Here is a 14,855-nt window from a genome sequence, read left to right on the forward strand (position 1 = left end):
CGTAAGGAGTGGCAATGAGTATCTCTATGAATACCAAACTAAGTTATGGCTTTGGTGCCTTTGGTAAAGACTTCGCAATCACCATCGTCTATATGTACCTTATGTACTACTACACGGATGTGGTTGGTATCTCTGCCGCCACCGTCGGTACCATCTTCCTCGTTGCGCGTATCTGGGATGCGGTCAATGACCCAATCATGGGCTGGCTGGTCAACAACACGCGTACCCGTTGGGGCAAATTCAAACCTTGGATATTGATTGGCACACTCGCCAACTCTGTCGTCTTACTGATGGTGTTTAGTGCTCACTATATTGAAGGCCCATGGCTCATCGTATACGCCACGATCACCTACATCCTTTGGGGCATGACTTACACGTTAATGGATATTCCATTTTGGTCACTGGTTCCCACGCTCACTTTAGATAAACGCGAACGTGAAGAGCTAGTCCCGTACCCTCGCTTCTTTGCCAGCCTTGCTTGGATAATAACCGCCGCCATTGCAATGCCCTTCGTGAACTATGTAGGTGGTGACGACAAAGGGTTTGGGTTTCAGATATTTACGTTATTACTGATCGCTTGTTTCTTGGTGTCGACCTTTATCACATTGCGAAATGTCAAAGAACGCTACTCAACCGCGAATCTCGACACCACGCAACCTGAAGAAAAAATATCATTGAAAAAGCTTCTTTCACTGATCTACAAGAATGACCAACTGACCAGTGTTCTGTGCATGGCTCTGTCATATAACCTAGCCACTAATATCATTACCGCCTTTGCTGTTTACTACTTCACTTATGTTGTTGGCAACGAAGAGTTGTTCCCGTACTACATGGCTTATGCGGGTATCGCTAACCTCATCACCTTAGTGTTGTTCCCAAAACTAGCACAAATATTCTCACGTCGAGTTTTATGGGCTTGCGCATCAACCTTCCCTATTTTAGGCAGTGCAGTGCTCATTTATGTCGGCATGTATGACAAACAAAGCATTTTGTTGATTTCTACAGCAGGTGTCTTCCTACAAATTGGTACCGCTTTATTCTGGGTACTCAACGTGATCATGGTTGCGGACACTGTTGATTACGGCGAGTTCAAACTAGGATCTCGTTGTGAAAGTATCGCTTACTCAGTACAAACACTGGTGGTCAAGGCTGGGTCTGCATTTGCCGCTTTCTTTATCGGTATCTCGCTCACTGCTGTCGACTATGTGCCTAACATAGAACAAAGCCCAGAAACCGTATTTGGCATGCAATGCATCATGGTGGGGTTGCCAACGTTCTTTTTCGCTATCGCGTTAATCATTTACTTCCGCTTCTATAAACTGAACGGAGCGTATCACCAACAGATTCAAGATCACCTCACTGAAAAGTATGACCACATTACACTTGGCACCTTAAGAAAGAATGAGACTCCAAAATCAACGAAACCAACGGAACCTGCGCAAGTGGTATAACGAGAACTTACAAAGTACCGCTGTTCAATGGTTTATAAAAACAAAAAACCTAGCGAGTGATCGCTAGGTTTCTCTTCTAAAATGCCAATGAATCATGAACCAAAAATAAACGAGTTCAGAAATATCCGCTTGGGTAGAGCTTACTTTAGAGGGTCGTTATCAGGCAGTGCTTTATGTATCCATAGCGCTAGACGCTTTTTTATGTTCGCCCCATCAAGCTTGCTTTCGGGTAACGGCGTGATCTGATTGACTTCAACAAGGAACAAATACACCGATTTAACCTTTATCGGTTGAGATGAATGCGGCAAATCAAAACCTTGCAATTTTGCCATTTTAAAACCGACCTCTACTGCTTTTTTTACCAGCTTATCTTCATTAATGATCTTAGCGGTTTTCGACATTTTATCTCCATCATCTTTACCGAATAAGCATTGAGTATATCAAACAGAATAGAAGACAAAATTACCGCGATCTCAAATCGAAAACTCTTTCTGATAAATAACATAAAACGAATCACCGATTAGAAGTCAATTATAGTCTGGCTCACATTCGTTAGGTGAATAACAATAAGCAAACGGTATCTTAATAAAACACTCAATAAATGAGATCCTCAGCCAAGAAACTAAAAAACAAGTAATATTTGACTTACCACTCTAAAGAATACGGAATATTATTATTCAAGCTTAGATATGAGTATTTCATCAAAAATCAATAAGATACTGTTATTTAACTAGTTTTATACGAAGCTGACTCAGATCATATTTACAGTCACCCGTAACGAAAACTTATTTACAAAACACTCATTAAGAAAATAGAATAAACCCACTAAATTTATAATGGTGTTAAAAATGCGTTACCTTTGGGCTTCATTCTGTCATAAAAACCCGATTCTAGGCCGAATCGTTCATATCGCGGTTATGCTGGTAGCGTTAGCTTCTATCGTCATTCCATTGATTTCAAAAGACGCTACAACGATCTTAGTGTCACTGAGTGTCGCTGTAGTATGTATTTTGTTGTTCGTTTTCTTTGCGCTCAGCGACAAAATGCGTTCAGGTATGCACTAATTAGCCCTAACCCCACCTAGCATTCTCTTTTTAAAATTCATTCTAAAATGCTGGTTGCCAAATACGGAAAAGCCCAAAGTGATTAGCTTTGGGCTTTTCTTTTAGGAACTGTGATTGATTACAACAGAGTGGTACGGACAGCACCATGTGCAGAATTGAAAAAGGGGACTCTATCAATCCGGCATGACAACAATACCCATAGTTTCAAGTAACTGCTCTTGTTGCCATGCAACAATTTTAACCCCTGTAGTATCGACTTTTCGGGGATCTAACCCTTCTAATTCAGCATGGCATAAATTCGCCCCTTGCATACTGAATTGCCCCCATACATCTTCCGAGAATACACCTCGACTAAGATCGGATTCTTTCAGTGATGCGCCGCCAAGGTAAGTACCTACCCAACGGTTCTCAAACAACTCGCACTTTTCCAAGCAAGCCTGCTCAAAGTTTGCGTAAGACAGGTTACAGCCCGTGATATAGGCCGAACAGAAATACATTCTATTGCTCACCTGATTGGCAAAATTAGTGCGAGTGAAATTCGCTCCCTTTAAATCGCAATCACGCAGCTCAATGCCATAACAATTTGCATTACTAAAGTTAGCCATCGCCATCTGACAATTTTGAAAGCTTGCTTCTCGTAAATCAGCAATATCGAAGTGGCAACCTTCGATATCACCTTGCTCAATAAACTTACAATTAATAAAAGTCGCATCGCGCAAATTCGAACGCCTAAAATCACATCGGATAAAGGTGCATGCCGTAAACGTCATATCAGATAAGTCTTGCTGAGCAAAACTGTGTTGATGGTAAGTGCTGTTATTAGTATCCATTTAGCCCCCTAAAGAAATTAAGGTAAGACTATCATTGTGATCTCCAGAAAACATCAAATTAAAACCCAACAAAAACAGCGACTTAAAATACCTCAATTTGCCCATTTTAAGGCACTAAAGGAGGCCATAGAGGGTGTCATTTCCAAATGATCGCAGTGTTTATTTGAAAAATAGTTTTATCTCTTAGGCGAGCACTGAGAGAGTTACTAAAAATTCAAACATAAGAACATTTCTAACGTTGGATAAATCAAACTAGACTGGACGGTTGGTATGTAGCTCGCTACACTAATCCTCATTCTCAGCACAAAGAGTAAGAACGATGAAAGACATGCGACAAGCTATGCTCGATGCCGGGTTTAGCCTCATAAACGAACATGGTTTTGCAGGCGTTGGTCTAATGAAGATCATCAACCAAGCAGAAGGAACGAAAGGTTCTTTCTACCATTACTTCAAATCTAAAGAACACTTTGGTGAGATTCTTCTAGCCGACTACTTTGATGAGCACCTAGTTAAGCTTGATGACTTTCTGAGTGATGAAACTCTGTCTCGTCGTGACCGCGTAAGAGCATATTTTGATTTTTGGTGCGCTTCTAAACTAACCGAAGACTTCAGCATTCAATGCCTTGTCGTAAAACTGGCGGGCGAAGTCTCTGGATCGTCAAATCAACTGCAAATAACGATGTCAGAGGGTGCTGAGAAAATAATCTTACGTCTGGCTGAGCTGTTTAAAGAAGGAAACGAAGCCGGTGATTTCAATATTGCGGAGCCAGAGACTCTCTCTAGAACGCTCTATGGCCTATGGTTAGGCTCTACTTTAATGGCTGCAATGCAACGTAATCGCACAGTTTTAGACAGTGCAATGGAAGAAACGCTGCTATCTATGCAATAAAGCTTTCGGCCTATAAAACAGATTAACGATGTTACAAAAGCAAAAAGGCTCGCATAATAGCGAGCCTTTTTACATTCTGTATGCGATCGATAACAAACGAAATAAGTTAATACTTATCAACACTTTAATTAAATTTAATATCAGTTGGTTAACTGAATCATAGATTAATAGATCTATAGGTTAATCGCTTAATCGCTTTTCCGACTCAAACGTGAAGGCATTTCGTTCGCTTCTAGTAGTGTATTAATCAACGGATCAACATGCTTAAAAAAACGTAACCACCCTTCACAAAGGTAATTCAATCCGGCTTCACCATCACGGCTTTTGATAATACGGTTCTTAGGGCACTCGCCATGGCAGGCAAATTTGAACTCACAAGTTTGACATTGTTTTGGCAGCGATTTTTGTTTGGCAAACCCAAAACTCTGCTGCGCTGATGAGAAAGCTAAGGTGGAGAGTTCTTGCTCCTGAATGTTACCCAACTGAAATTCAGGAAAAACATAATGGTCACATGAATAGACATCACCATTCGGTTCAACCGCGAGCCCTTTCCCGCAAATCTCACTCAATGTGCACATCGTGCTTTCTTTCCCCATCCACACACCAAAGAAGTTTTCAAAATAAGGCACGAGCACCTGACCAAAATCATGTTGGTACCATTCATCAAAAATCGTAGAGAGAAACTCTCCCCATTGTGCTGATTCAACACTCCACGGCTCTAGATCGCCTGAAACAGGAATGATCGCCTTCTGGTTGGTTAGCCATTTGTTGTTAGTATGAGCAGCACGCTTATCCACGACAGGGATGAACTGCAGTTGCTTTGAACCTACTTCATCACGTAGAAAACGATAGACCTCTAAAGGATGCTGACTTGTCACATCGTTGACACACGTTAGAGTGGCAAAATTCACATTGTGTTTTTGTAAGAAACGAATGCCTCGCATTGTTTGTGAGAAAGTCCCTTTGCCTGCACGGTTGGTTCGGTAGTGATTATGTAGGTGCTCTGGGCCATCAATGCTCACACCAATGATAAAGTCATTCTTTTTGAAGAATTTACACCAAGCATCATTCAACAAAGTGCCATTGGTTTGAAGGTCATTGCTGATCTTGCTGTAGCTAGGACAATATTTCTTCTGTAACTCAACAACCTTTTGGAAATAATCGACACCTAATAAGGTAGGTTCTCCACCATGCCAAGAAAATATGATTTCAGGCGTATTCTGCCCTTCAATGTATTGTTTGATATAACGCTCTAGAAGCGCTTCATCCATCGTATATTGAGAACCTTTTGGGTATTCAAGTAGTTGTTGTTTTTCTAAATAGTAACAGTAGGTACAACTGATGTTACACACCGCTCCAATCGGCTTTGCTAACGCTTGAAGCTTGCTGTGCGCCTTGCCATTGAACTGCGGAACTGAACTCAGATTTGATAGCGATAATGTCGTCATGAAGAGTGCCTCGATGTAAAAGTCTTTGTAGAAATAAGCTCGATTCGTAAATCCTTTTACAAAGAAGGAACCCCGCAACGGGCTTCCTATCTCTGTTTGTATTTATGTTCACCAACCAAACAAACTCAATTTAACTTTGCTGCTTATTTGGTTGGTTGGGGTAGTGAATTACCCTTATTTCACATTCTCAAACGGGTTCCAACGTTCATCGACAGGAACGATATTTTGCTCCTTCGCGTACGCCTTGTATTCGCTCAACATCTCGTTGAACTGTTGAGGCATTTGTTCACGAAGATCGTTCTGTTCCGCAGGGTCTTTTTTGGTGTTGTACATATGCCATTCACTGTCGCCACCCATGCCTTTTGAAATACGAATAATCTTGTAGTCACCCTTCAATAGAATACCGCTCCCAAACAACTCAAATGGAATGGCATTGTCTGCTGTGTGGATCGTGTCAGATTCTCCTTTGAAATAAGGCAATAGGCTGACTCCACTCATAGGGGCAACTTCACGACCTTGGTACTCTTTACCTGGATGCTTAACGCCAGCGATATCTAAAATCGTTGCAGCGATGTCTTTCACTTGAGATAAGTCGTCAGTTTGTGTTCCCGGCTCTAGCGCTTTCTTACCTTCCAATACTGGTTTTGCAGGCTTAACAATTAACGGAACACGGATACCACCTTCTGCCGTATACGCTTTATACCAAGACAATCCCCCCGTAGAAGCACTTGCCCACTCAGGACCTAACGACACACTTGAGTTCGCTTTACCAATATTTTCAGTTGAATTATCAAAGTGATGTTCAGTCCAAGTACGAATCAGATCACTGATGTTTTCACCGGTAACATCAGCCGCTTCTGGACCATTATCAGCTAGGTACACAATGTACGTATTATCGTATTCACCAATCGCTTTTAAGTAATCGACCACCTGACCAATTTGTTGGTCTTGCATTTCCATCATGCCCATCGCGACAGCCATTTTCTTACCATACCATTTCTGTTCTTTTTCAGATAATGAATCCCAAGGGCGGCTTAGGGAATTACGATCAGAAATGTCGGCATCTTTAGGGATCACGCCCATATCTTTCATGCGCTCAAAGCGGTCTTCTCGAATCGAATCCCAACCATGTTCTGCGTAGTAGTCGACTTTGTCTTGATAAGACGCTTCTGGTGCTTGAAGTGGCAAGTGAATTCCCGTGAATGGCAGGTAAGCAAAAAACGGTTTGCCATCATCTTTTTGGCTGTCGATCATTTTGATAATTTCATTGGCGTAAACTTGGTCAGAGTATTCACCTTTGTATTTATCCATGACGGCTTCACCGTTGCGATAAAGCGGTTCTACTTCGACTCCTGGAATCTCACCTTTTTGAATCGCTTCAGCGGTTGCTGCGTTTTTGGCAGGGAACATCATGTCTCGATTAAAGTGATTCGACCCTCCAGCTAAAATCCCATAACTTTGAGTAAAACCGCGGTCATCCGGCAAAAATCCATCGTCATGCCCTAAGTGCCACTTACCTGAAAGATAGGTGTTGTACCCGTTGTCTTTAAGTAACGTCGCAACCGTTACACCCTTTTTCGTAAGATAGCCTTCGTAACCTGGTTTGCCTATCGCATCCGGATAAACCGCATAATCAAACGTTCCAAGTCCAACCTCGTGGCTATTAGCACCCGTTAACATCATGGAACGAGTGACTGACGATGTGGGAGAAGCATGGAAGTTGGTAAATTTAACCCCTTCTTCAGCCAACGCCATCAAATTTGGCGTGTCCACTTCAGATCCATAAGGCTGTGTATCAGCAAAGCCGACATCATCACCCACGATGATAACGATATTAGGTTTTTCAGCGTCAGCCGCGATGACAGAACCGCTTGCCGCTGCAATAGCTGTAAACACTAAAGATTTCTTAAATGTCTGCATAAGACGTTCTCCAATTATTGTGATTAACTTTCGTTAGGATTTGAATTAGTGCGCGGCTTGAGACATCCAATGTAATAAGTCGAGCGCGGGATCGTAGTCTTGAGCTGCCGCCTTACCAATCCACATGACGGCCTCAGCTTGGCTGATTTGAACTCCATTCCCAGAAAAGTACATCAAGCCAAGTTGCGTTTGAGCTTCAGGTCTACCGCTGTTGGCTGCCGTTTCAAACCATTGAGCAGCTTTTTCATCACTTTGTTCAATATGCTCACCACTTAGATAGTGGTAAGCGATAGAAAGCTGAGCATCTGAGTTACCGTTGCCGGCTTCACCCAACAATTGAACAACATCGAGATACTCTCCCGATTCAGATGCATTGGCTTGCTCTCCTAGGCTTTGTGTTGCCCAAAATAAAGAAACTAAAACACCAAGCAGTGCTGCGATAGTTAAACGTTTATTGAACATTTTTGTCCTCCTAGGAGAATAAAAGTCACAACGTCCCTGTTGAATGAGTTAGGTAAAAAGTAAGAATGGCGCGATGATAAATAGGCTCGAAAGCAACACATTTTCAATTTTCATAAGTAACCTTTTGATAGCTCGTTGGTTAATTCAATACTCTGCTACACCAGTGACGAAGGCCTGATAACACAGCTTTGCGACGTCACGGTGGCGGAAGGAAGTGGTTAAACGGCTTGCTCGATGATGTGTTCAATCACTTGTTTAGACATTGGGTAAAATTGGAAACAGATATCCTTTTCAATCGCCTGTGCAATGTTTAACTTCGCTTCCGCATCAAAGCTCCAATCATTAAAACGCTGCATAGCACCGACACTGTCTTGGAAGTTACGTAAAAAATTCAGAACTCGTTGGTAAACCATTTCATCACTTCCCGATGTATCGACCGAGAATGCTTGAGCTAATTTACCTGCGTTAGGCATATAAAATTCAGGTAGCGCTTCTATTACAACAGGCATCAATACTGTGTTGGCGTCACCATGTGGAATATGACTAATTGCGCCAAATGCGTGAGCACAGTTATGGATAGGAATGCCGCCTAAAGAAGAATAAAAAGCCGAAATCGCCATAGTACTCGCTTGAAGCAAATTGCCTCTCGCCGTCAGGTTTTCAGGCTCTTTAAGTGCCACGGGTAAATTCTCAACAATCAACTTGGCAGCTTGAATACCATACGCATCAGTAAAGGCATTACTCATCGGTGACACAATCGCCTCAACAGCATGTGTTAGCGCATCCATGGCAGTAGAACGAGTCAGGTGAGCCGGTAGTTTAGTGGTAACGGTTGGATCAAGAATCGCGATATCAGCTTCCAATCCAGACGCAACTAGGCTTGCCTTAATGTTTTCATGTTCATTGTAAAAAACAGCGATAGGAGACGCTTCTGCGCCCGTGCCAGCCGTTGTCGGAACAGCAATGTGGGGTACTTGGATATCTTCATTGTTTGGCCATACATCCATATGACCACCGCCTGCAATCACCGTACGAATATCATCAATCTGCTTATGGAAAGCATATTTCACACCTTTCGAGGCATCAATCACGCTTCCCCCGCCCACAGACAGAATGGCATCAGCGTCGACACTTTTAGCAAACCGAATCGCAGAGTTAATATTCTCACAAGTAGCATCCGGGGCAATATCGGTATAAACACCAACCAATTGAGTTGCCTGTTGCCCAGTAAACAATGCAGAGAACTTTTCAACGTAACCTAAAGACTCCAAACCTTTGTCTGAAAACATAACGACTCGCTTGGCGCCCAAGCGAGCAAATAGTGAAGGTATGTTCTCAGAACCGTTCTCTTGAGCATGAACAATGGTTTTAAGTTGAAAGTTAAAATTATTGGTTGTCATGGTGTTTACCTCATTTATATTTGATGACTAAACAATAACCAATACAAACCGGTCGGTCTAGACTATTGATGTCAAAGATATGTCAATTAATATCCCCATTGATCATTTTCTTGTTTCAATGAAAAACAAAAAAGCCCGCAAGTGCGGGCTTTAAAATGGTTAAGATATTGATAATATTTAAATTTAAGTTAACTGACTGTGAGCGATCAACTGATTTTTAGCGGTTAACGAAGGTGAGCTGGAACCTTGCTTTTGTCTCTGGTGAGGTAGTAGTACAGGTAAACTAACGAGTAGACAGTTACAAATCCATCGAGCGCAAACACACCGCTCCAACCATAGAACCACTCATAATCGTTGATACACACATTGTATAAGAAGATGCCAACAAACATCGACTTCTCAAATGCACTGTAAATCATGGTCGATGTACGCAGCGACTTATATTTGGCCGAGAACATGAGTAGGATGCCAATACAGCCAACCATAACGCCCCAGTGCTGGTAAGTTCCCATAAGGTACTCTTTGTTCACCATCATGGCTTCGTTGTACGAGAATAGGGTCTGCATGCTCCAATCAGGCGCAAGAAAAGTAGAGAAAGCGGTTGCGGTTAAAAACCCCGTAACCATCAAATACGCTTTCATCGTTCGTTCAAAAAAACGTTCTAACATAAAACAACCTCTCAAAATAATTTCTAAAAATAACGTTTCAAAATAGATAGGGTAATGGCAAAAATGATTTACTTGCGGAGCATGCCCATCACTGCCGCCTTTAATTCGTTGTCTTCTTTTGAAAACAGATGTTTCACTCGATGCTCTAAACCCGTTTCCAAGACTGTTTTTGCATGGGAGAAAGTGAGGAAACCTTCTTTACCGTGGTAATTACCCTGCCCAGATTCCCCGATACCACCAAACGGGGCATCATCAACCGCCAGATGGAAAACACAGTCATTGATGCACATTCCACCGGAGTGAACTTGGTGCTTAACTTGAGTCTGTAAACTCAAATCAAAGCTCATCAGATAGAGCGCTAAAGGCCTTGGTTTACTATTGATGACTTGGAACGCCTCTTCGATATTGCGATACGTAATCAAGGGTAATAGTGGGCCGAAAATCTCTTCGTTCATCACCTTAGATGACAGGCTTGGTTCAACAATCAGATGTGTCACCAGTCGTTGGCAATCTAAGTCCATCGCGTCGTCATGGCAGGCCACGGTTCGAGTTCCAGCTTGTTGTTCTTCATTCAACAAACCCACTATGCGGTCGCATTGACGAGGATTGATTAGGGACGTCAAATTCTCAGAATAGACCCCTTCATCGAACAGCAATTGGTATTGTTTTTTATACTCTAGAATGAAAGATTCAACTTTCCCTTCAGGTAAAAGCACGTAATCAGGAGCAACACACACCTGCCCGTTGTTTAGGCTCTTACCATAAATAATTCGCTCAACCGCGATATCTATCGGCATATCTTCCGCTACGATAACCGGAGACTTTCCACCAAGTTCTAGAGTGACGGGAGTAAGCGTATCAGCGGCTGACTTCATCACTTGGCGACCCACTTGGGTTGAACCCGTAAACAAAAGGTGATCAAACGGCAACGCAGAGAATGCAGCTGCTACTTCAACCTCGCCTTCGACCAAACACACCTCATCGGATTGGAAGACTTCCGCTAACAACTCTCTTAACACTTGGTTTGTCGCAGGTGTGAATTCACTCATCTTGATCATGGCGCGATTTCCTGCCGCCAATGCCGAAATAAGCGGGCCGACTGACAACATAATCGGAAAATTCCACGGGGCAATGATCCCGACGACACCTTTGGGTTGATAAACCACTTCAACACGAGAGGTTGAAAGCAAAGGGCCGGAATGACGAATTGAAGATGTCGACCAGTGAGGCAGACACTCAATGCTGTGATCGATATTTCCCAAGCAAGGAAGTATGTCGGCCATCAACGTGTCTTGACGGCTTCGGTGGCCATAGTCCTCACTGACCGCCGCACACAAACGATCTGTGTAATCGATAAGCGTAGATTTAAGTGCAAGCAGCTGCTCAATTCTCACCGATATCGCTGGCATTGGGCTCTGTGCAAAAGCTCCCTGCATGTTATTCAACGTCATGGTCATTTGTGTTGGCGTCAATTCGTATTTCATACATCACCTCGTGGTTAAGATGAGCACACAATAATACAAAGCAGACCGGTCGGTCTACATCTTTATTGTCAGAGAATCGTCAATGTATTTTGGGACACAACAAAATGAAGCGTAAAAAATTAGGGGGGAAATCCGGAAGATTAAAAATAGAAGAGCGTAAATAAGAAGTCGTAGAGCTAGAGAATTTGAATGATGAGATCAAAAATGGCCGCTCAAAGCGACCATTAAAATCAATTTAAATCATTAATTTTAAATGATTAAATAGAAATACACTTAGCTTTTAGCTACGTTGGCAATACCTTCAAGCTGAAGAACGGGAGCGGCGTCGATGTCTTCTGCGTTCATCATTGCCGACACACGTTGCATTGAAGAAAGCAGTAAACTTTGCTCCCATGTCTCAAGGTTTTGGAATTTTTTAACGAAGTTATCTTGTAGCGGTGGTGGCGCATTACTTAACAACTCTTGACCCTTTTCAGTCAAGTTTGCGTGCACTTTACGTCGATCTGACTCACTGCGCACTCGTTGTACATAACCGTTCAATTCCAAGCGATCAATGATTGTCGTGGTGGTTGCTTGGCTCACATTAGTTTGATTAGACAACTCTTTGATCGTCACATTACCCATCTCTTGGATTGCTCTCATTAAGATTAATTGAGGGCCAGTCAAACCATACTCTTTACTCAGCTTTTTCGAGTGTAAATCGATAGCGCGAATAATTTGGCGAATAGCGACCAGGATTTCGTCATGTTTGTCCAAGATGCAGACCTTTGTACTAATTATATTGTGAGTGGCTTTACAGTGTCTAAGCAATGAAATGTCCTGAAAGATTGAGTCAGGTGCGCTCGAATTACACTGTAAATTGATAAATTACTTCATTAATTTTTCCGCATTGTACTGATGTTCATACTATTCTCAATCTTTTCTATGCATCTGAATTTGCGCAGGCCAACACTTTTGCTCAATGAGTACCGATTTTGGGGCTTATATCGGCTAACAAGGTAACAAAAAGCCAGAAGTCGTGAACAAAGAAAAGGCAGAGTAGTCAAATAGGTAGAGAGAACGACTGAACCCCACTACCTATTTAATGTTTCGACAATTTATATTTTAGCTCAAATGATTAAGCGGCATTATTAAGTTGGAAATTGCCTGTGAGCGCATTATAAAACTCACTGTTATCCAAGATCCCAACCAATTGATTGTCTTCGACAAGTAAAATCGGATGATTACTGATCTGCTTTAGCTTAATCGCATCACGCATACCGATCTCTGGGCTTGTCACCACAACACTCGATGCGCTGATTGCGGTTAAATCGTCAGTTTCGTTCCACTCAACAAGAGCCAACGTGGGTTCACCTTTTACAGATAATATACCTTCACTCTGTTCTATCCATAAATCTTTTGACTCACAGATCTTCCAGCTCTCGTTATCTTGTGTCAGTGAATCAAGAGGCTGCATGAGTGAACGACCTTTAAGTACATTCAATGGGTTGGTATGAGCAACAAAGTCCTTCACGTATTCCGTTTTTGGCGTTAATACGATGTCTTCTGGCTTACCGTGTTGAATCAGTTTACCTGACTCCATGATTGCGATGTTATTACCAATTTTCAGCGCTTCATCAAGATCGTGACTCACAAACAGAATCGTTTTATTGAGTTTACTTTGTAATGTAAGCAATTCATCTTGAAGCTGTGCGCGGATCAAAGGGTCAAGTGCAGAGAAAGGTTCATCCATCAAGAGGATATCTGTATCCATCGCAAATGCACGCGCCAAACCAACACGTTGCTGCATACCGCCAGAAAGCTCGTGGGGATATTTGGTTTCCCATTCAGCTAAACCCACCATCTCTAACTGTTCACGCGCCTTTTCACGACGAACGTCTTTGGCTACGCCTTGCATTTCAAGACCAAATGCCACGTTGTCTAATACGTTAAGCCATGGCATCAAAGCAAATTTTTGGAAAACCATTGATACGCGGTGAGTACGAAGATGACGCAGGGTCGCTTCATCACATTGTTCGCCTAAATCCACCAACTTGTCGCCATCTTTGATTGCTAAAGAACCTCGGCTAATTTCATTCAAACCGTTTACAGCGCGAAGCAGTGAAGATTTACCCGATCCCGATAAACCCATCAATACACATATCTCGCCCTCTTTAACCGTCAGCGACACATTATCCACACCAACAACTTGACCTGTTTCATCGATGATCTCTTGGCGAGTTTTACCTTGGTCGAGTAGCTCAAGCGCTTGTTTCGATTTATTACCAAACACAACATCGAGGTTTTTAATGGTAATCGCGTCCATTGCTGTCTGTTCTTGAGATGCAGCTTTGTTTTCTTGAGACATCGCTTTATTTACTAGAGACATAGCTACGCTTCCTTCTGGTTTGGTGTTTTGCACAAGCGATCAAGAATGATAGCGACTAATACAATCGCCAGCCCGGCTTCAAAACCTTGTGAGATGTTTACTGTGTTCAATGCGCGAACAACAGGCTTACCAAGGCCGTCTGCACCGACAAGTGCGGCTATAACCACCATCGAAAGCGACAACATAATACATTGAGTTACACCCGCCATAATGCTTGGTAAGGCAGCCGGTAATTCGACCTTCATCAGCAATTTCATGCGGCTTGCACCAAACGCTTTACCCGCTTCAATCAACTCTTCAGGCACTTTAGTTACCCCTAAGTAGGTTAAACGAATCGGTGCAGCTATCGCGAAAATAATGGTAGAGATTAAGCCAGGAACAATACCCAAGCCGAATAGAACCAGAGTTGGAATCAGATACACAAACGTTGGAACCGTCTGCATTAAATCAAGAATGGGTCTAAGCACCGTATATAACCAAGGGCGATGCGCGGCCATAATGCCAACTGGAACGCCAATTAATACGGAAATCGTTGTCGCTGCAAACACGAGGACAAAGGTTTCCAGCATTTCTTGCCAGTAGCCAAGGTTTAAAATAGTCAGCAAAGCTGCAACCACGAAAATCACAAGCGAGGGTTTACGGTGTAAGTACCATGCAATCGCCGCGGTCATCACGATTGGTAAAGCCGGTGGCATCCACTTAAATACATCGACTAAAAACATAATGACGGTTTCTAAAAAGATAGAAATAGCATCAAAAAAGCCTGCTGCATTGATTGTTAGCCAATCAACACCCGCTTCCATCCATTGTCCGACAGGGATTTTGTTTTCCGTAATAAAATTCACAATATTGCCTTTTATTATGGGTGGGC

14 protein-coding genes are annotated in these 14,855 nt (G+C 42.6%); 3 read left to right on the plus strand and 11 right to left on the minus strand.

The genetic code is table 11. The features are described 5' to 3' along the window. Positions 1 to 14: 14 nt before the first annotated feature. Entirely contained in the window at positions 15 to 1,451 is a 1,437-nt protein-coding gene (gene melB / locus OCV36_RS24015; protein ID WP_135454187.1) for a melibiose:sodium transporter MelB, read from the plus strand. A gap of 140 nt (positions 1,452 to 1,591) precedes the next feature. Here melB and OCV36_RS24020 read toward each other — a convergent pair whose 3' ends face one another. Next, positions 1,592 to 1,852: a DUF5062 family protein gene (locus OCV36_RS24020; protein WP_076679323.1), complete on the minus strand. Its 261-nt coding sequence runs from the start codon at positions 1,850 to 1,852 to the stop codon at positions 1,592 to 1,594. Positions 1,853 to 2,299: 447 nt separating this feature from the next. Here OCV36_RS24020 and OCV36_RS24025 point away from each other — a divergent pair, with 447 nt between their 5' ends. Next, positions 2,300 to 2,515 (plus strand): hypothetical protein, encoded by a 216-nt coding sequence (locus tag OCV36_RS24025; protein WP_029225137.1) that lies wholly within the window; start codon positions 2,300 to 2,302, stop codon positions 2,513 to 2,515. A 173-nt stretch (positions 2,516 to 2,688) separates the two neighbouring features. Here the strand turns inward: OCV36_RS24025 and OCV36_RS24030 are convergent, their stop codons facing one another. Then, positions 2,689 to 3,345 (minus strand): Qnr family pentapeptide repeat protein, encoded by a 657-nt coding sequence (locus tag OCV36_RS24030; protein WP_017075695.1) that lies wholly within the window; start codon positions 3,343 to 3,345, stop codon positions 2,689 to 2,691. Positions 3,346 to 3,664: 319 nt separating this feature from the next. Here OCV36_RS24030 and OCV36_RS24035 point away from each other — a divergent pair, with 319 nt between their 5' ends. Further along, complete coding sequence (locus tag OCV36_RS24035; RefSeq protein ID WP_017075694.1) at positions 3,665 to 4,234, plus strand: TetR/AcrR family transcriptional regulator; 570 nt, start codon at positions 3,665 to 3,667, stop codon at positions 4,232 to 4,234. 188 nt (positions 4,235 to 4,422) lie between these two features. Here the strand turns inward: OCV36_RS24035 and OCV36_RS24040 are convergent, their stop codons facing one another. The 9 genes from OCV36_RS24040 to choW form a co-directional block, all read right to left on the minus strand. Then, entirely contained in the window at positions 4,423 to 5,682 is a 1,260-nt protein-coding gene (locus OCV36_RS24040; RefSeq protein ID WP_135454185.1) for an anaerobic sulfatase maturase, read from the minus strand. Between the two features lie 174 nt (positions 5,683 to 5,856). Then, positions 5,857 to 7,602 carry an arylsulfatase gene (locus OCV36_RS24045; protein ID WP_135454183.1) on the minus strand — a complete coding sequence of 582 codons (1,746 nt, stop codon included), beginning with the start codon at positions 7,600 to 7,602 and terminating at the stop codon, positions 5,857 to 5,859. A gap of 45 nt (positions 7,603 to 7,647) precedes the next feature. After that, complete coding sequence (locus tag OCV36_RS24050; RefSeq protein WP_135454181.1) at positions 7,648 to 8,064, minus strand: tetratricopeptide repeat protein; 417 nt, start codon at positions 8,062 to 8,064, stop codon at positions 7,648 to 7,650. A gap of 218 nt (positions 8,065 to 8,282) precedes the next feature. Next, positions 8,283 to 9,464, minus strand: coding sequence for an iron-containing alcohol dehydrogenase (locus OCV36_RS24055; RefSeq protein WP_135454179.1), 1,182 nt, complete (start codon positions 9,462 to 9,464; stop codon positions 8,283 to 8,285). A gap of 224 nt (positions 9,465 to 9,688) precedes the next feature. Continuing rightward, positions 9,689 to 10,132, minus strand: a complete 444-nt coding sequence (locus OCV36_RS24060; RefSeq protein WP_017075689.1) for a hypothetical protein — start codon at positions 10,130 to 10,132, stop codon at positions 9,689 to 9,691. A gap of 68 nt (positions 10,133 to 10,200) precedes the next feature. Next, positions 10,201 to 11,616, minus strand: coding sequence for a coniferyl aldehyde dehydrogenase (locus OCV36_RS24065; RefSeq protein WP_135454177.1), 1,416 nt, complete (start codon positions 11,614 to 11,616; stop codon positions 10,201 to 10,203). Positions 11,617 to 11,889: 273 nt separating this feature from the next. Beyond that, positions 11,890 to 12,372, minus strand: coding sequence for a MarR family winged helix-turn-helix transcriptional regulator (locus tag OCV36_RS24070; protein WP_017075687.1), 483 nt, complete (start codon positions 12,370 to 12,372; stop codon positions 11,890 to 11,892). Positions 12,373 to 12,733: 361 nt separating this feature from the next. Next, entirely contained in the window at positions 12,734 to 13,984 is a 1,251-nt protein-coding gene (choV, locus tag OCV36_RS24075; protein WP_135454175.1) for a choline ABC transporter ATP-binding protein, read from the minus strand. Between the two features lie 2 nt (positions 13,985 to 13,986). Then, positions 13,987 to 14,829 (minus strand): choline ABC transporter permease subunit, encoded by an 843-nt coding sequence (choW, locus tag OCV36_RS24080; protein ID WP_009845976.1) that lies wholly within the window; start codon positions 14,827 to 14,829, stop codon positions 13,987 to 13,989. Positions 14,830 to 14,855: the final 26 nt, after the last annotated feature.

This window comes from Vibrio echinoideorum (assembly GCF_024347455.1).
Classification (GTDB): domain Bacteria; phylum Pseudomonadota; class Gammaproteobacteria; order Enterobacterales; family Vibrionaceae; genus Vibrio; species Vibrio echinoideorum.